The organism is Deltaproteobacteria bacterium (genome assembly GCA_003696105.1).
Classification (GTDB): Bacteria; Myxococcota_A; Polyangia; order Haliangiales; family J016; genus J016.
In genome coordinates this window covers 1-17,583 of the sequence record RFGE01000036.1, presented here as the reverse complement: position 1 = coordinate 17,583, position 17,583 = coordinate 1, and the positions used below count along the sequence as shown (strand labels likewise).

14 protein-coding genes are annotated in these 17,583 nt (G+C 70.9%); 7 read left to right on the top strand and 7 right to left on the bottom strand.

The genetic code is table 11. From position 1 onward, the window contains the following. Positions 1-149: 149 nt before the first annotated feature. Together D6689_02405 and D6689_02400 are read right to left on the bottom strand one after the other, a co-directional pair. Complete coding sequence (locus D6689_02405) at positions 150-908, bottom strand: hypothetical protein (GenBank protein RMH44427.1); 759 nt, start codon at positions 906-908, stop codon at positions 150-152. Beyond that, entirely contained in the window at positions 905-1,414 is a 510-nt protein-coding gene (locus tag D6689_02400) for a hypothetical protein (GenBank protein RMH44426.1), read from the bottom strand. The genes D6689_02405 and D6689_02400 overlap by 4 nt, the downstream gene beginning before the upstream one ends. 112 nt (positions 1,415-1,526) lie before the next feature. Here D6689_02400 and D6689_02395 point away from each other — a divergent pair, with 112 nt between their 5' ends. Next, the gene (locus D6689_02395; GenBank protein RMH44425.1) at positions 1,527-4,385 is read left to right on the top strand and encodes a hypothetical protein; all 2,859 of its coding nucleotides are present in this window, start codon (positions 1,527-1,529) and stop codon (positions 4,383-4,385) included. Between the two features lie 34 nt (positions 4,386-4,419). Here D6689_02395 and D6689_02390 read toward each other — a convergent pair whose 3' ends face one another. Both D6689_02390 and D6689_02385 read right to left on the bottom strand, forming a co-directional pair. Continuing rightward, positions 4,420-5,499 carry a PilT/PilU family type 4a pilus ATPase gene (locus tag D6689_02390; protein ID RMH44424.1) on the bottom strand — a complete coding sequence of 360 codons (1,080 nt, stop codon included), beginning with the start codon at positions 5,497-5,499 and terminating at the stop codon, positions 4,420-4,422. Beyond that, positions 5,499-8,114, bottom strand: coding sequence for an EAL domain-containing protein (locus tag D6689_02385; GenBank protein RMH44423.1), 2,616 nt, complete (start codon positions 8,112-8,114; stop codon positions 5,499-5,501). Before D6689_02385 ends, D6689_02390 begins: the two co-directional genes overlap by 1 nt. 132 nt (positions 8,115-8,246) lie before the next feature. Between D6689_02385 and D6689_02380 the strand changes: the two genes are divergently transcribed. Further along, on the top strand, positions 8,247-9,239 hold the full coding sequence (locus tag D6689_02380; GenBank protein RMH44422.1) for a hypothetical protein: 993 nt from the start codon (positions 8,247-8,249) through the stop codon (positions 9,237-9,239). Between the two features lie 108 nt (positions 9,240-9,347). Further along, positions 9,348-9,830 (top strand): hypothetical protein, encoded by a 483-nt coding sequence (locus tag D6689_02375; protein ID RMH44421.1) that lies wholly within the window; start codon positions 9,348-9,350, stop codon positions 9,828-9,830. Between the two features lie 31 nt (positions 9,831-9,861). Here D6689_02375 and D6689_02370 read toward each other — a convergent pair whose 3' ends face one another. Then, positions 9,862-10,956 (bottom strand): HupE/UreJ family protein, encoded by a 1,095-nt coding sequence (locus tag D6689_02370; GenBank protein ID RMH44420.1) that lies wholly within the window; start codon positions 10,954-10,956, stop codon positions 9,862-9,864. Between the two features lie 95 nt (positions 10,957-11,051). Here D6689_02370 and glmU point away from each other — a divergent pair, with 95 nt between their 5' ends. Next, positions 11,052-12,440, top strand: coding sequence for a UDP-N-acetylglucosamine diphosphorylase/glucosamine-1-phosphate N-acetyltransferase (gene glmU, locus D6689_02365; GenBank protein ID RMH44428.1), 1,389 nt, complete (start codon positions 11,052-11,054; stop codon positions 12,438-12,440). A 538-nt stretch (positions 12,441-12,978) separates the two neighbouring features. After that, on the top strand, positions 12,979-14,478 hold the full coding sequence (locus D6689_02360; protein ID RMH44419.1) for a hypothetical protein: 1,500 nt from the start codon (positions 12,979-12,981) through the stop codon (positions 14,476-14,478). Here the strand turns inward: D6689_02360 and D6689_02355 are convergent. Next, positions 14,444-14,839, bottom strand: a complete 396-nt coding sequence (locus tag D6689_02355) for a hypothetical protein (protein ID RMH44418.1) — start codon at positions 14,837-14,839, stop codon at positions 14,444-14,446. The genes D6689_02360 and D6689_02355 overlap by 35 nt on opposite strands. 316 nt (positions 14,840-15,155) lie before the next feature. Here D6689_02355 and D6689_02350 point away from each other — a divergent pair, with 316 nt between their 5' ends. Both D6689_02350 and D6689_02345 read left to right on the top strand, forming a co-directional pair. Further along, a complete protein-coding gene (locus D6689_02350; GenBank protein ID RMH44417.1) occupies positions 15,156-15,521 on the top strand; it encodes a hypothetical protein in 366 nt (121 codons plus the stop codon). Positions 15,522-15,647: 126 nt separating this feature from the next. Then, the gene (locus D6689_02345; protein RMH44416.1) at positions 15,648-16,802 is read left to right on the top strand and encodes a CoA transferase; all 1,155 of its coding nucleotides are present in this window, start codon (positions 15,648-15,650) and stop codon (positions 16,800-16,802) included. 25 nt (positions 16,803-16,827) lie between these two features. On the opposite strand, the gene D6689_02340 is transcribed toward D6689_02345, so the two are convergent. After that, positions 16,828-17,583 (bottom strand): hypothetical protein (locus D6689_02340; protein ID RMH44415.1); only part of this gene is annotated, 756 nt, incomplete at its 5' end.

Sequence of the window (17,583 nt, the reverse complement as noted above, 5' to 3'; positions counted from 1 at the left end):
GCGCGAGGACGTGCGCGACCCACGGTGCCGGACGGCGCGAGGACGTGCGCCGACGATCGCCCGGAGGTCGCGGCCGCAGCCCGTGCCGTTCGAACGCCGGATCCCGGCCCGCGCGACTGCGGGCTCCCCGGAACGCACAGCGCGCGGCCTCAGAACCGGCGCGACAGGGCGAACACGGTCGCGCCACCGACGGCAAACGCGCCGGCGGCCGCGGCGCCGGCGGCGCCGAGCGTGTCGTTGTCGTCCGCAAAGCCGACGGCCGAGGCCCCCGCCGCCAGCGCCGCCATCCCGAGCAAGAACACGCCACCTCGGCGCAGCGACCGCCGGCGGGCGGCGAGCTTGCGGTCGAGCGCGCGCTCGCGCTCGCGCAGTTCGGCCGGATCGAACTGAATGCCGCCGGTCGGGCCCACGCTCGGGTCGGTCACCTCTGGGTTGCTCGCGCCGGTGACGAGGCCGATGACCGCCAGCGACGCCGTCGCCACCGCCTCGTCGACCGTACACACGGGGCATTCGTCGGTGTCCTGCGCGGTGTGCAGGCCGGTGCGCGTGTCGACGAGCGTCACCAGGTACGAGAAATTCTTGCCGATGCCGGTGATGCGCGCGACGAGCACCAACCGCACGCCGGTCACGTCGTAGACCGTCTTGAGGCACGGACCGAACCGGCAGCCCGGGATGTAGCCGCTCGGCTCGAGCAGCTCGCGCATGCGCTCGCGCTTGGCGACGCGAAATCCGGCGTTGCCGAGCCCGGTCTCCAGGCTCGCCTCGAACATCTCGGCGGCCGTGTCGGACACGCCGACGACTTCCACGTCGAGGATGCCGATCACCTCGCCGTCGTCTGCGCGGGCCGCGGGAGCGTGCGCCGACAGCACGGCGGCCGCGACCGCGATCGCGATCGCGCGGTGTATCACACCTCGTCGCACTGCTCGATGAACCGCTTCATCAGTCCGTCGATCATCAAGTTGCGCGACGTGTCGTCGTACTTGCCGTCGTGCCAGCCCGCCTGCAGTTCCTCGTAGCGCTCGCGCGTGTCCGCGATGAGCGCCCTGTACGCTCCGACCTTCTTGACGATGTCGCGCTGGTTGCGCAGGAAATACGACACCATCGACGCGGACGCGGCGAGCGTGAGCACGACGCCGAGCGGGCCGCCGAGCGCGAAGCGCAGGCCGACCCGTAACGCCAGCACCGTGGCCGCGCCGATCGCGACCTTCTTGGTGCCGCTGCCGTCGACGACGGAATCCTTCGCCATCGACATCGCGGTCTGGCCGCTGGCGATCAACAGTGCGATGAAGTTGCCCTTGCGGTGCGTCCATCCGCGGTCGTAATACTCGCGGATGGCGGTCTTCAGAAACGAGTCGAAGTCGGCGTACATGCTCCCCGACTGGGCCGGCGCCCCCGAGGCCTGATCGCTCGCCATGTCGCGATTGTAGCACCCGCCCGGACCGCCCGCGCCGCGCGGCGCGCTCGGACCGGTCACCGCCGTGCGGTGCGCTCGGACCGGTCAGCCGCGTGCGGCGTTGACGAATGCGATGACGTCGAACACCCTTGAGGAGATGACGCGAACGACGATCGCCGCGATCGCATGCTGCGCCGTGGTCGCGGCGGCCCCGGCCGCGCGAGCCGACCTCGACGGCGGGCGCGACAAGTTTGTGCACGGCGACTACGCCGGCGCGCGCGAGGAACTGGCCCGCGTGCCGGCGCGCGACCGCGCCGCCGCGAGCGCGCTGCTCGGCCGGATCGAACTGCGCACCGGCGACTACGCGGCCGCGGAGCGGCGCGCCAGGGCGCTCGCTCGCTCCGGCCGGCCGGCGGTCGCAGCCAGCGGCCGGGCGTTGCTCGCCGAGGTGCAACTCGCCACCGGGCGCTACGCGGACGCGATCGCGCTGCTCGAAAAGGCCACCGCGGCGGCGCCCGACCATCTGCGCCTGCGCTACCTGTTGGCGATGGCGTACCGATCGGTCGGGCGGCTCGACGACGCGGCAAAGCGGTGGGAGGCGTTCTTCGCCGACTACGACGCCGGCAAGCTCAAGCTCGACGTCGCCGAGCACGCGATGTACCTCGGGTTTGCCGCGCGATACACCGGCGCGTACGAGGACGCCAACGACGCATTTCGCGAAGCGGTCACCGCCGATCCGAAGCTGCTCGACGCGAACATCGCGTGGGGCGAGCTGTTCTTGGACAAGTACGCGGCCGATTACGCCGAGCAGAGCTTCGACGACGTGCTCAAGATCGACGCGCACCACCCGGACGCCCACGCCGGGATGGCGCGCGTCAAGATCGAACAGAGCTACGACGTGGCCGCGGCACAGCGGCACATTCGCGAGGCGCTCGCGGTCAATCCGCACCACGCCGGCGCGCTGCGCGTCCGCGCGATGCTCGAGATCGATGCGAACGAGTGGGACGCCGCGATCGCCACGCTCGACAGCCTGTTCGCGGTGAATCCGAACGACCTCGAGGCGCGCGCGCTGCGCGCGGCAATCGACTGGTTGCGCGACGATGCGGCCGGCTACGAGCGCGAGCGCGCCAAGGTGTTCGCCGTCAATCCCAAGTTCGGCGCCTTCTATCACATCGTCGCGCGGTCCGCCGAGCGCGAGCACCGCTACCGCGAGGCGATCGCGCTCGAACAGCAGGCCGTCTCCGTCGACCCGCACGACTACAGCGCGATGCAGTCCATTGGCAGCGGCTATCTGCGTCTGGGCGACGAGGCCAAGGGGCTCGAGTGGCTTCGCCGGGCGTGGGAGGGAGACCAATACAACGTTCGCACGTACAACCTGCTCGAGCTGTTCGAGCAGGTGATCCCCAAGGAATACGAGTTCGCGAAATCCAAGCACTTCGTCATCCGCTACCACCGCGACGAGCGCAAGTTGCTCGATCGCTACGTGCAGCCGCTGCTCGAGCGCGCGTATGCCGACATGGTTGCGCGCTATCGGTTTCATCCGACTACGCCGATCCAGATCGAACTGTTCCGCAACCCGGAGCACTACAGCGTGCGCACGGTGGGCCTGCCCAACCTCGGCGCACTCGGCGTGTGCTTCGGCCGCGTGATCACCGCGACGTCGCCGTCGGCCGGAAGCATCAACTGGGCGATGGTCCTGTGGCACGAACTCGGCCACGTCTTCGCGATCCAGATGTCGAAGTCGCGCGTGCCCCGCTGGTACACCGAGGGGTTGTCCGAGTACGAGACGGTCATCGCACGTCCCGAGTGGCGCCGCGAGAACGACGTCGACGTGTGGGGCGCGCTCGAGGCGGGAACGTTGCCGTCGGTCGTCGACCTCAACCACGGATTCCTCAAGCCGACCGTCGAGCAGGTGGTCGTCGCGTATCACACGTCGTCGCTCGCGATCGAGTTCATCGCCAAGACGTACGGTTTCGACCGCATCGTCCGCGGGCTCGAACTGTACGGCGCCGGGTTCGATACGGCCCAGGTGATCGAGAAGATCACCGGCCTGTCGGTTTCGGAGTTCGACGAGGCGTTCCGCGCCTACCTGCGCAAGCGGCTGGCGCACTATCGCGGCACGTTCCGGCTGCCGACGGTCGGGTTCGACGATGTCACCGCGCTCGAACAGGCGGTCGCCGCGGCGCCGAAGGATGCGATGGCGCACGCGCGGCTGGGGATCGGCCGGTTCTACGCGGGAGACGCGGATGGCGCGCGCGCGGCGATGACCGATGCGCTCGCACTCGATCCCGACAACCCGTACGCCCTGTACGTGCTCGGCGAGCTGGCGCTGCGCGAGCGCAATTTCGGCATGGCCAAGCGCCGCTACGAGCAGCTGCTCGCGGCCGGGCACGACGGGTACGAACCGCGCGTGCGGCTCGGCTATCTCGCGATTCAGGAGGGAGATGTCGCCGCCGCCGAGCGGCAGCTCGCCGCCGCCAAGCGGCTCGATCCGGAGCGATCCGACCCGTACCTTCTGCTCGCCGAGATGTACGAGGACAAGGGCCGCGTCGACGACGCGCTCGCCGAGTACGAACGCTACGTCGTCATCGAGCAGATGCAGTACGCGCCGATCAAGCATCTGGTCGACGCGTACGCCAAGAAGCGCGCGTGGGCCAAGGTGCGCACCTTCGGCGAGATGGCCGTGAACATCAACCCGTTCGACGGCGAGCTGCTGCTGGCGCTCGGCCGCGCGTATCTCGAGACGAACGCCGCACGGCGGTCCGCGTTTACGTACGAGAGCGCGCTGTTGGCGCGCCCGCCGCTGCGTCGGCCCGCCCTGGCCCACATCGGCCGGGCGCGGGCGTATCGTGCGCTCGGCGATCGCAAGCGCGCACGGGCCGCCGTGCGCGCCGCGCTCGACCTGGAACCGCGCAACCGGGACGCTCTCGATCTGCAGCGCGAGCTCGCCGGTACGCGCGGGCGCCGGGGCCGCGCCCGCCGGGGCCGCTGAGGCCGAGCGGGCGCGCCGGCGGGCGCCCGCCGGGTCAGATGATGTTGAGCGAGCGCTCGAACTCCTCCGGGTTCGAGCTGGCGTAGGTCGCGACCTCCATCGTGATGACGCCCGCGTTGACCAGGTCGACCAGATGTTGATCGAACAGCTGCATGCTGTACAGGTCGCGGCCGCGGCGGATGAGGTCGGGGATGTCGCCGAGCCGGCCGGGCGTGCGGATGCACTCGCGAATGGTTCGCGTCACGCGCAAGATTTCGACCGCCGGGATGCGGCCGCGGCCGTCCTTGCCCGGCAGCAGCCGCAACGACACGACGGCCTGCAGGCTGTCTCCGAGCCGCTCGCGGACGACATCCTGCGCCTCGGGCGGGAACATGCCGACGTAGCGCTGAATGGTCGCCACCGAGTCGGGCGTGTGGATCGCCGAGATGACCAGATGGCCGGTCTCGGCCGCTTTCAAGCAGGTCTCCGCCGTTTTCCGGTCGCGGATTTCGCCGACCATGATGACGTCGGGATCCTGGCGCAGGGCGGCCGTGAGCGCGTCGGCGAACGACTCGGTGTCCGTGCCGACCTCGCGCTGGATGATCATGCACTTGCCCGGTTCGAACAGGTATTCGATCGGATCCTCGATCGTGATGATGTGTGCGTGCCGCGTCTCGTTCAAGTAGCGGATCATCGCCGCGATCGTGGTCGACTTGCCGTTGCCGGTGGCGCCGGTGATGAGCACGAGGCCGCGGCGCGCGTCGGCGATTTCGGCGAGCACCGGCGGCAGATGCAGCTCGTCGAACGTCTTGACCGTAAACGGGATGAGCCGCATCACGATCCCGACCGAGCTGCGCTGGCGGAAGATCGACGCGCGAAACCGCCCCATGCCCGACAGCGAGTAGGACACGTCGATTTCGCCGAACGGCTGCGTGTAGTCGAGCTTCTTGCGCCCGGCGAGCAGGATGTCGGCGATCGCCTCTGTGTCCGCCGGCGTGAGCGGAGGAACTTTGCGGGCGCCGAGCAGCTCGCCGTGCAGGCGGTAATGCGGAGGATAGCCGACCTCGAAGTGGATGTCGGATACGCCGCGATCGATCCCGAAGGCAAGCAGCTTGTGGAGCGTGTTTGCGTCCATCACACGAGGTGGGGTGAGGTGTCGTCTTCGACGGGGTCGCTCGGCTCGGGTGAATCGGATGGCGCGGGCGTGCGGTGCGTGCCCGACCCGCGCGCGAGGGTCGGCTCGTCCTGATCCTCGCGGAAGTCGCCCTCGTCGTCAAATCCGTCGCCGTCGGCGGCGGGCGCGGGGGTCGGCGCGGCCGCCGTCCGCAGATCCTGCACCATTCGGCGCACCGCGGTGCGGACGCGCGGAAACGCGGGGCCAGGGCGCGCGAGCAGAAACCCCTGCCCGTAATGGACGCCCAGCTCGCGCATCACCGCGAGGTCGTCCGGCGTCTCGATGCCCTCGCCGACGACCACGGCGTCGATTGCCTCGGCGATGCGACACAGCGACCGCAGCATCTCGCGTTTTACGGTCGATCGCGACACGCCGCGCGTGAGCACGTCACTGATCTTGATGAAGTGTGGCCGCAGGGCCATCACCGACTCGAGGTTCGAGTGTCGCGTGCCGACGTCGTCGATCGCGACGCCGAACCCCATCGCGGTGTAGCCCGCGAGCGCCCGGCGGAACGACGCGAAGTTCTCGATCGCGAGCCGCTCGGTGATCTCGAACACGACGTTGGCCGGCGTCAATCCGGCGGCGTCGAGCAGCTCGCCCACCTCGCGCTCGACGAAGCTCGAGTCGTAAAACGATAGCGGCAGCAGGTTCACGAACAGCCGATGGATCGGCTCGAGGTCGTCGGCGCCGCGCAGCGCGTTGCGAAAACACTCGCGATCGAGTTCGAACGTGAGGTCGACCTCGTCGGCGACGGAAAACAGCGCCGTCGGAGACTCGAGCGGCGTCTTGATCGGACCGCGGGTGAGCGCCTCGAAGCCAAACGTGTCGCCGGTTCCGAGGTGGACGATCGGCTGGTAGACCGCGCGCAGCCGCCGGCACAAGATGATCTCCTGCAGCAACGCCTTGTCTCGGTGGACGTCGCGCCGGCGCAGCAGCTCGGCCGACTCGGCCGCTTCCGATACGAGCCTGTTGATCAGCCGTTCGGGGCGCACCATCGTGTTGTTGAGCACGCGCGCATAGCCGACGGCGAGCCGCGGGTGGTCGTGAATCAGGTCTTGCAACGTCGGCGCGAGCTCTTTGGCGAGGGCGTCGCGCACGCGCGCCGCGATTCCCTCGAGGTCGTGTTCGCCCGGATCGTCCTGCACGATCCGGGCGGCCGACAAAAAGCAAAGGTAAGCGTCGCCGTCGGCAGAGCGGCACACGATGTCGTCGTGCCGCAGCAGGCTGCCGCGCATGCGCTCGAGCGCGCGGCCGACCTGGAGCAACACATCGGCGTGTTTGGTGACGCCGTACTCGGACTCGACCCGTTGGAGCTGGCCGAGGTCGATGTACAGGCAATTGAGCGCGCGGTCGAGTTCGAGTGCCTCGGTGAGCGCGAGCAGGTACTGGTGGTAGGTCGGGAACGCGTCGGCTGCGACCGCCGCGACGGCTGGCACCGACGCGGACGTCGAGGCCGGGGCGCGTTCGATCGTGTCGCTCGCCGCAAACCGGGCGCCCGTCGTCTCGTCGTCGCCGAACACCCGCACCTGGTCGCGCCCCTTCGCCTTGGCGCGGCGCAGCGCGCGCTGGGCCGCGGCGATCAGATCTTCGGTTTCGTGGGCGTCGTCGGGGAACGCTGCGACGCCGAAGCTCATCGTGATGTGGAGCCCGCCCGGGAACTCGGTGTCGGCGATGCGTCGGCGCAGCCGGTCGGCCTTGGTCGCCGCCCCGGCCTTGGCGGTCTCCGGCAGGATCAGAATGAACTCCTCGCCGCCGAAGCGCGCGACCACGTCGCTGTCGCGGAGCCGGTAGTCCTCCGCATCACCGCGCATCAACTCCGCAATGCGACGGAGCACTTCGTCGCCGAGCTGGTAGCCCACGTCGTTGTTGATCGAGCGGAACCGGTCGATGTCGGCGAGGACGACCGACACCGGGGACCGGTATCGCTTGGCGCGGGCGATCTCCTCGCGCAGTCGCTCCTGGAACGCGCGGTGGCTGTACAGGCCGGTGAGTCCGTCCTTGTACGACAGGATCTCGAGGTCGCGCTGCGCGTGCGCGAGTTGGCGCGCCGCGCCGTCGAGGGAGCGTGCGAGCGTGTCACCGCGCGCGGCCAAAGCGGCGTTGGCCGCGCGCAGCTCGGCCGCCAGCCGGCGGTTCTCGCGCTCGATCCGGTACACGCCGACGAAGTGCCCGACGAGCCGCGTCAACTCGTTGTGGTTCCACGGTTTCTTGACTACGTAGTGGATCTGCCCGGCGTTGACCGCGTCGATGAGGGCGTCGACCTCGGCGTAGCCGGTGACGATGACGCGCTTGGCGTGGGGCATGTGCTCCATCGACGCCGCCAAGAATGCGGCACCGGACATCCCCGGCATGCGGTAGTCGGACAGGATCACCGCGAACTCGGCGGACCGGTCGCGAGCGGTCCGCAACAGCTCGAGAGCCGACTCCGGGTCGTCGGCGGTCACGACCTCGTAGTCGCGGCGCAGCGAGCGCTCGAGCATCTCGAGGTTGATCGGCTCATCGTCGACCGCGAGCACACGTACCCTGTCTTCCGCCCCCGTCCCCCCGCGGTCTCCAGCGCGCTGCGTGGGAGACATCGTGGTCCGTCCGTTCAGCCTCAGTATACACGCGCGCTTCGCGCCCCGGAACCCACCGATGTGTTACCCTGGGTAACGACGAGGTAGCCGGGCGAGCGCCGGAGCACGCACACGAGTCGAGTTTTTTCGTCCATGCGCGGCAAGACGATCCTGTTTTACGACCCCGATCCGAGAGCGTGTCGCGTCGCGGAGCGCGCGCTCAACGCGACCGGCAGCACCGTCGTCGTCACTCACGACGACGCAAAGCTGCGCGAAGCGATCGACGCCGACGGCTACGATCTGATGATGGTCAACTTCGATCCGCCGCTGCGCGACGACGACGGCTGGGAGCCGTTGTTCGATCGGGTTGGCGACAAGTTTCCGCGTACGAAGCTCGTGCTGCACGCGACGTCGTCGACGGAGGACTACCTGCCCCTGATGATGTCCCGCCGCTATCTTCGCAACCTGATCGCGAAGAACGACGACCCGCTCGAACCGGACGAGCTGATCGTGACCGCCGAGAAGCTGCTGCGCAACGATCTGTTCGGTCTGCAGAAGTATCTGTTGTGGGGCGTCGAGCCGTACTGCGTCACGATCCGGGATTCGCGCGACAAGGCGAACTACATTCGCGAGGTGTCGCGCTACGCCGATGCGCTCGGCTGCAACGAGCGGACGATTGAGATGGTCGAGACGATCGTCGACGAGCTCGTGACCAACGCGATCTACAACGCGCCGCGCACACCGGACGGCGAGCCCAAATACGCCAAGCTGTCCCGCCGCGAGCCGGTGGTGCTCGAGGACCACGAGGTCGGCGAACTGCAGTTCGCATGCGACGGCGAGTACATCGCCATCGCGCAGATCGACCCGTTCGGCGCGCTCACGCAGGACACCGTGGTCAGCTATCTCAACCGGTGCCTGGTCAAGGGGCCGCAGCAGTTCTCCGATGCGAGCGGCGGCGCCGGTATCGGCTTGTTTCGCGTGTTCCAGTCGCTGTCCAAGTTCATCGTCAACATCGATCCGGGGCGAAAGACCGAGGTCATCAGCCTGATCGACCTGCGGATGAGCATGCGCAGGTTCCGGCAGGCCGCCAAGAGCTTTCACATCTTCGTAGCCGAATCTGCCGACCCCGCGACGCCGCAACCGTGACGGCGCAACCATGACGCCGCGACCATGACGCCGCAACCGTGACGCCGCGACCATGACGCCGCAACCGTGACGCCGCAACCATGACGCCGCAACCATGACGCCGCAACCATGACGATCGACGACTACGTTTTCCGCATCGAGGACCACAGCCGCGGCGGGCGCACCGTGCTCGCCATCTCCGGCGTGATCGACGAGCACGCCGACCTGAGGCCGATCAGCGCGGTGCGCGGCGACGTCGAGATCTCCATGAAGGGGGTGCGCCGCATCAACAGCTTCGGCGTGCGCGCGTGGATCGACGCGATCCGCAAGGTGCCGCCCGACACGCGGCTTCGCTTCGTCGAGTGTCCGCCGCCGGTCGTGGACCAGATCAATATGGTCCAGGGATTTTTGGGCCACGGCGAGTTGGTGTCGTTTTACTCGCCGATGGTGTGCGAGGAGTGCGACGAGCAGGCCGACGAGCTGTTCTACGTCGACCAGTGTCGCGAGCGCGGCGGCAAGCTGCCGCCGGTACACTGCAAGCGCTGCGGCAATCCGATGGAGGTCGACGACCTCGAAGAGCAGTACCTGTTGTTCATTCGCGAAACGGCGTGACCGGCCGGCGAGGGCGCTTTGACGGACGCCCCTACCACAACGCGACGTCGAGGGCGCGTTCGACGAGCCACAGCGTGCCCGCGATCGCGACACCCACCGAGCCGGGCACGACGACGAACCGGCGATAGCCGGCGCGTCCGGCGCGCCGGTGCAGCCACGCGAGCAGCGGCATCGCGACCGCGACGACCGCGAGTTGGCCGAGTTCGACGCCGACGTTGAACGCCAGCAGCGGGCCGACGACGCCGGACGGCGGCAACAGCGGCCGCAGCATCGCGGCGAACCCCATGCCGTGCAGCAGGCCGAACGCGAACGTGACCGCGGCGCGGTGACGCGGCTCGCGCACGGCGAGGTTGCCGACTGCGATCCAGACGATCGACAGCGCGATCGCGCTTTCGACGACCCGGCTCGGCAGCGTCACGATCGACAGCGCTGCGAGGATGAGCGTGATCGAGTGCGCCGCCGTAAACGACGTGACGATCGCGAGCATGTCGCGGACGCGCCGCGCCGCCGCGACGAGCAGCAGCCCGAGCAGAAACAGCAGATGGTCCGGGCCGTCGAGGATGTGGTGGACGCCGCTCTGGACGAACGTCCAGACCGTCGCCGGCGGCGCGGCGGCCAGATCCCACTCGAAACGGGATGCGTCGGCCGTGAGCGTCGCGGTCACGCGGTGACCGCGATAGGTCGCCTCGACCATGCCGGTGTGGTTGGGGTCGAGGTCGTCGAAGAACAGGTCGTAGTCGAGGGCGATCGTTCGAATGGGCGCCGGCCACGCACACTGCCAGCGCAGTCGCGCGAACAGCGCCGACTCGGCGGCGACGTCGACCTGCGGCGCCGCAGCGCACGGCGTGCCGTCGCCCTCGACGGACACGCGCTTCGCGGCGTACGCGGCGATTCGGTCGGCGCCCGCGCGGATCGCATCGGCGTCCACTGCGTCGCGGGCGCCGAGCACCTCGGTCAAGTCGGCGGCGGCGATGCGCAACTCGTACGCGGCGGCGCGCCGGTCGGCCGACACGTCGAGCCGCGAGTAGGCCACGGAGAAGCTGTGCGCCGCGGCGGCGACCGGCCACAGGAGCACGGCGGCGGCCGGCCACGGGAGGGCGACGAGTGCGCGGCGAGCGATGGTCACGGTGCCGGAAGGGTATACCCGGCGCAACCGCGGTGCACGCGGCCGGCGCGGTGGTCGCGTCGCGGCTTCGGCGCGATCGGAGTATGCTGCCGGCCATGTCGCAGTCCCCGATCGTCGTCATCCTCGCGGCTGGACAGGGCACCCGGATGAAGTCCGAACGCCCCAAGGTGTTGCACGAGGTTGCGGGCCGGCCGCTCATTATCTGGTCGATCGAGACGGCGCGCGCGGCGAACGCGGCGCGCATCGTCGCGGTCGTGGGCCACCAGGCCGACCGCGTCCGCGACGCCATCGACCGGCGCTACGGCGCCGGTGCGGTCGAGACCGTGCTGCAGGCCGAGCGCCGGGGCACCGGTCACGCGGTGATGTGCGCGCTATCCGTACTCGCCGGTGAGTCCGATGACCGCGTCGTGGTCGTGTTGTCGGGCGATGCTCCGCTGGTTTCGGCCGATCGGGTGCGCGAGTTGGTCGCCGCGTGCGACGACATGGCGCTGGCCGTCACGCGCCCGACCGAGCCGGTCGCGTACGGACGGGTGGTGCGGCGGGCGGACGGCCGGGTCGACCGCATCGTCGAGGACGCCGATGCGACGCCGGAGGAGCGGGCGATCGAGGAGATGAACGCCGGTCTGTACGCGATCCGGCTCGGCAAGCTGCGCGCCGACATCGGCCGGCTCACCGACGACAACGCGCAAGGCGAGTTGTACCTCACGGACCTCGCGCCCGGCGCTGCAGCGATCGAAGCGCCGTTCGACGAGGTGCGCGGCATCAACGACCGCGCGGACCTGGCGGCGGTGAACGCGATCGCGCGCCGCTCGATCGCGCAGCGGTGGATGCGGGCAGGCGTGACGCTCGAAGACCCGGTCGCTACCTACATCGACGCCGACGTCGACGCGATCGGCGGCGACACCTGGATCGGCTCGGGCGTCCACCTGCGCGGGCGAACGTCGGTGGGCGCGCGCGTGCGGATCGACGCGGGTTGCATCGTGCAGGACAGCGCGATCGCCGACGACGCGTGGCTCAAGCCGTACTCGGTGCTCACCGAGGCGTCGGTCGGCGCGCGGGCGCAGGTCGGCCCGTTCGCGCACTGCCGGCCGGGCACGCGGCTCGACGAGGACGTCCGGGTCGGCAACTTCGTCGAAACCAAGAAGGCGCACCTGATGAAGGGGGCGAAGGCCAATCACCTGGCGTACCTCGGCGACGCGTCGGTCGGCGCGCGGGCCAACATCGGTGCCGGCACGATCACGTGCAACTACGACGGCGTGAAGAAGTACCAGACGGTGATCGAGGCCGGTGCGTTCATCGGCTCCGACAGCCAGCTCGTTGCGCCGGTCACCATCGGTCGGGACGCGTACGTCGGCAGCGGTACGACCGTCACCAAGGATGTGCCTCGCGGCGCGCTCGCGCTGTCGCGGGTCAAACAGCACAACATCGACGGGTGGGCGGACCGATTCCGCGCGGCGCAGGCCAAGCGCACCTCGTCGCGTTGACCCGGCGGCCGCGCGGTCGTTGCGCGGTCGCGGTGGCCGCGGTCGCTGCGCTCGGCGCGTGCCGCGACGCGCCGCGGCACGCGCCGATCCGTGGCGATGCGGCGGCCGGCCAGCGCCCGCGGGACTTCGGCGATACGCCGCCGGCGCCGCGGTGGCGCGCGGAACTCGCCTCCGCGGCGGCCGAGCCGCTCACGTGGGCGGTCGGGCCGCGCGTGCGCGCGACGGTGCGGGTCGCGTCGTCCGCCGTCGGCGCCGTCGAGCTGGACCCGATGACCGGCGCCGTCGTCGCTCGCGACCCGGACGCGCCGCGGCCGCCGCCGCGGCCCGCCGACGAGATGGGCGTGCTGCGGGCGAACGGACTCGCCTGTCGGCTCGGCCGCGCCGCGCTGCGCTGCGCGGGCGCGACGGGCGCGTGGTCGGCGCCGATCGAACCGGCGATCGACGCGGGCGGCGCCGGCCCGGTCGCCGCCGGCGGGGCCGTCGCGGTGGTGGCCGACGAGGCGCTGATCGCGTTCGCGGCCGGCGACGGGCGCCGGCTGTGGCGCGCTCCGGGGCGGTACGCGACCGCGCCCGGAGCGCTGGCCGCCGATGCCGCGGGACGGCTGCGTGCGATCGCCGTCGACGGGGGCGCCCAGCCGGTCGCGATCGTCCCGGCGACCGGCGCGGTCGCCGCCCGCGGCGATCGGGTGCCGGCGCTCGTCGTATGGGCCGCCGCGTTCGCGCCCGACGGAGCCGCGGCCGTCGTGGTCCGGCGCGATGCGTCCCTTCGCCGCGACGCGGTGGTCGCGTTCGGCGCCGACGGCCGCCGCCGCTGGACCTGGCCGCTGCCTCCGCCGGACGGCGCGCGCGTCGACCGGCCGGGTGTCGCGGTCGCCGATGGCGCCGTGTTCGTTTTCTACGACGGCCGGTCGGTCGCACGCCTCGACCTGTAGGAAATCGCAACATGCGCGGCGTGTCGTCGCGGGGTTGCGGATCGGCACGGCGGCTGCACCGCCTTCGGGCGAACCGCGGCCGTTCGCCGCCCAACCACGACGAGGTACCGACCATGCGCAACCGACTGACCTCCATCGCCGCCGCCACCAGCCTCGCTCTGTCCGGCCTGCTGTCGGCCGGCTGCATCGACCCCGATCCCGGCCCCGCGATCGCCGCCGCGCTGCCACGCGGAGAGGACGTGCGCGTCAAGGTGCCGGATCAGGCCGCGGCCGCGCTGCCGGGTGATCCCGGCGACGGCTCGATCGGCGTCGCGCGCCGAGCCGCCCTCGGCCAGATCGCCGAGTACTACCTCGTCACCCGGAACACCAGCCGCGACCTGAACTTCAGCGTCGGCTGGGTGCTGCTGGTCGTCCACACCGTCGTTCAGTTCCCGCCGACCACCGTCGAGGGGAACGTCTACACGTGGGGGCCGCACTCGGACGCGCTCGACCCGAGCGAGTGGCGCCTGGTCGTCACCGAACACGAGGCGGGCGCGCGTTACACCTGGCAACTCGACGGCCGCGACAAGACCCGGCCCGACAGTGAGTTCGTCACGACGATCAGCGGTGAGGCGATTCCGGGCGCGGAGCCGCACCGGGGCACCGGCAGCTTCGTCATCGACTTCGACGCGGCCGAGCTGGCCGACCCGGTCGACAATGCGGGCAAGCGCGGCACCGTGTCGGTCGAATATGATCTGGAGAATCGCGACGGGTCGAACGCGACCGTCGACATGGTCATCGACACGGTGGAGATCGGCGACGACGGCGTCGAGCGGCCGGTGACGTTCACCTACCACTACGGGGAGGCCGAGGACACATCCGGCGACTTCGCGTTCGGCATTCACGCGGATCTCGGCGACACCGCTCTCGTCGAGGACGCGCAGATCGCTTCGCGATGGGACGTCACCGGCGCCGGCCGCGCCGACGTGGTTGTGTCCGGCGGCGATCTCGGCGCCGTGTCGGTCACCGCGACCGAGTGCTGGGACCCGTCGTTCCGCCGGGTCTACTATGCGGACTCCGCGCAGTGGGCGCCTACGGAGGGGGATCCCGCCGACTGCGCGTTCTGACGCGGCCGTGCCAGTCGGCCTGCCGGGTGAGGTCTTCGGGCCGGGCGGTCCGCGCCGTCTCCCACAGGTCGAGGATTGGAAGCGCGACGAGGAGCGCGACCTCGACGAGGAGCGCGCCGATCAACGCGGACAACCCGCTGGCCGTCCTGGGGCGAACCCATCCCAGGGCGGCCAGCGTCATTGCGAGCGCAACGAGCACTCCGACGCCGGTCATGCGCCGCACCAACCGGCCGCGGCTGTAGCGGAATAGATCGGAACCGATCGCGGTCGCGCTGCGGTACTGCCGCCACTCGCGCCGCGCCACCACGGCGGCGAGCACGACCAACGCGGCCGGCAACGCCGTGGTCACGAGCGGGTCCACGTCCGCCAGTATACGGGGTGCGGGGGGCGGCGGCGCGCGCGACCGCGGGGGCACGCCGGCGCGTCGCCGCACTGGCGCGCGGGTTCGGCGCGTCGCGGTCGCCGCCCCGCGCCCGACATGACGCCGCGCGTGCGGCGGTCCGGCGCGCCGCCTGCGCCACACGCGGATCGGGGACGTGCAATTCCACGCGCGTATGGATGAATGAGCGGCCATTCCGTTTCGCTTGACCCCTGCTGACGCGGCGTGTTACGACCCGGCGGAACGACTCGCGGGGCGCACGCGTCGCGGGTCCACCGCACCGACGATAGGAGAACCCATGCCGGAACTGCCGAAGGACGCCAAAGAGTTGTTCGACGTCCAGGTCCCCGCGGCGCTCGAGAAGCACCCGGACCGCGCCAAGGAAGTCAACGCGATCTACTGTTTCAAGATCACGGGTGACGGCGGCGGCGAGTGGACCGTCGATCTCACGAAGGACCAGCCGACCTGCACGCCGGGCGACAGCGGCGACGCCCAGTGCACGATCGAGGTCGACCACGAGGACTTCAAGACGATGCTGTCCGACCCCCAGGCCGGTATGCAGCTGTACTTCCAGGGCAAGCTCAAGGTCACGGGCGATCCGATGCTCGCGACGAAGCTGCAGCAGTTTTTTGCCGTCGCCGCCGACGGCGGCGCCAGCGCGTAAGGCGCACAGCCCGTAGGGCGCGCCGCGGCGGGCGCGTCCCTGACTCACGTGAACCGATCGACGGCCGGGAGCGCGTTCCGCTGCCGGCCGTCGGCATGTCGACCTGCGTGGCACCGGGGAGGTGACATGGCTCGACCGCTCGAGGGAGTGCGCGTGCTCGATCTCACGCGCCTGTTGCCGGGACCGTTTCTCACGATGGTGCTCGCGGACATGGGCGCCGACGTGGTGAAGGTCGAAGCGCCCAACGTCGGCGACTACATGCGTCAGATGCCGCCTTCGCGCGACGGGCTCGGCGGCGGCTTTCTCGCGGTCAACCGCAACAAGCGATCGCTCGTACTCGACCTCAAGACCGACGCGGGCCGCGACGCGCTGTTGCGCATGGCCGAGCGCGCCGACGTCCTCGTCGAGACGTTTCGCCCGGGCGTGCTCGACCGCCTTGGCGTCGGGTACGATGCGCTGCGCGCGCGCAACCGCGGCCTCGTGATGTGCTCGATCTCCGGCTACGGGCAGACCGGACCGTACCGCGACCGCGCGGGCCACGACCTCAACTACATCGCGCTGGCCGGCGTACTCGCCATGGGCGGCGCTCGCGGCGGCGCACCCGCGCTGCCCGGCGTGCAGATCGCGGACCTCGCGGGCGGAGCGCTGTGGGGCGCGGTCGCGACGCTCGGTGCGCTGGTCGAGCGGCAGCGCACCGGCGAAGGCGCCCACCTCGACATCTCAATGTGCGAGGGGGCGCTCGCGCTGCTCGCGCACGCGTTCGGCCAGATGGATGCCGGTGGCGCGGTGCCGACGCGCGGCGAGGCGCCGCTCAACGGCGGGCTCGCGTGTTACGGCGTGTACCGCACGCGCGACGGCAAGTACCTCGCGGTCGGTGCGCTCGAGCCGAAGTTCTGGCTCGCGCTCAACAGCGCGATCGGCCGCAAGGCGGATGTGTCCGAGGTGATCGCGCCGCCGGACCGGCAGGCCGCGATTCGAGCCGAACTGCAGGCGATCTTCGAACAGCACACGCGCGACGAGTGGATGGAGCGGCTCGCCGCGGTCGACTGCTGCTGCGAGCCGGTGCTCGAACTCGACGAGGTGCGCGCCCATCCGCTGCACGCGGCGCGCGGGGCGTTCTTCACGGCCGATGGCGGCGCTCTGGGTCAGGTGTTGCAAGTGCGCACGCCGGTCGGCGAGCCGCGCGCGGACCGGATCGCGCCGCGCCTGGGCGAGCACTCGGCCGAGGTGCTGCGCGACTACGGCTTCTCCGAGGAGGAGATCGCGGCGCTCGTCGGTTGACGCGCGCCGCGTGCGGGGCGCGGCGTCACCGGCGGCGGACGCCGCGCGCAAACAGCCGCTCGCGCGCCGGCGCGAGCGCGTCGAAGGCGTCGGACGGGGCCGCGAACGCCACGACCGCGAGAAAGTCGTCGGCCGGATACAGCACGAACTCGAGCCGGGTGCCGCCCCCTGCGGTGGCCACGCCGCCCCACGTGCGCCGGCCCCATGCGCGGCGCCGGCGCACGTCGATCAGCCGGCCGCCGAAGCCGGACGGCACGGCGCGGGCGGCCTGCTCGAGCGCCGCGTCGGGCAGCCCTCCGCCGAAGTCCTCGACGGCGACGGCGACGAGGACGTCGTGGCCGTCGATTGTTCCGCTCGCTGCGTAGGCGCCGGTGCCCTGCTCCTCCAACGGGCCGACGCCGGCCGGTAGGCTGACATCGATCGGGTAGCTCGGGTGGTGCCACACGCGGCCGCGCGCACCGCTCGGTTCGTGCGTGCCAGCCGGTTCGTCGGGCTCGACGGTCCGCGGCGCCGCGTCCGCGGCGTCGACGCGATACAGCTCGCGGGTCGGGTGGGTCGTGAACTCGTAGGACGCGGCCGCCTCGGGGCTCGCGCCGGCGCGCGCGCTCGGGGGCGCCGGCGGCTCGCCGGACTGGTGCGCCATCACCGCGTAGGTCGCCGCGGCCGCGCCGCCGCCCAGCGCGACCAGGGCGGCCGCCGCGACCGGCCAGCGCCGGCGCGCCCGAGGAGCCGGGCCGGCCGCGGGGGTTGGCGCGGCGGCGGCGAGCGCGCGCGGGTCGGC

Coding starts and splice junctions, on each gene's coding strand:
- D6689_02400 (RMH44426.1), bottom strand. CDS start 1,414: ATGGCGAGCGATCAGGCCTCGGGGGCGCCGGCCCAGTCGGGGAGCATG.
- D6689_02395 (RMH44425.1), top strand. CDS start 1,527: ATGACGTCGAACACCCTTGAGGAGATGACGCGAACGACGATCGCCGCG.
- D6689_02390 (RMH44424.1), bottom strand. CDS start 5,499: ATGGACGCAAACACGCTCCACAAGCTGCTTGCCTTCGGGATCGATCGC.
- D6689_02385 (RMH44423.1), bottom strand. CDS start 8,114: ATGTCTCCCACGCAGCGCGCTGGAGACCGCGGGGGGACGGGGGCGGAA.
- D6689_02380 (RMH44422.1), top strand. CDS start 8,247: ATGCGCGGCAAGACGATCCTGTTTTACGACCCCGATCCGAGAGCGTGT.
- D6689_02375 (RMH44421.1), top strand. CDS start 9,348: ATGACGATCGACGACTACGTTTTCCGCATCGAGGACCACAGCCGCGGC.
- glmU (RMH44428.1), top strand. CDS start 11,052: ATGTCGCAGTCCCCGATCGTCGTCATCCTCGCGGCTGGACAGGGCACC.
- D6689_02350 (RMH44417.1), top strand. CDS start 15,156: ATGCCGGAACTGCCGAAGGACGCCAAAGAGTTGTTCGACGTCCAGGTC.
- D6689_02345 (RMH44416.1), top strand. CDS start 15,648: ATGGCTCGACCGCTCGAGGGAGTGCGCGTGCTCGATCTCACGCGCCTG.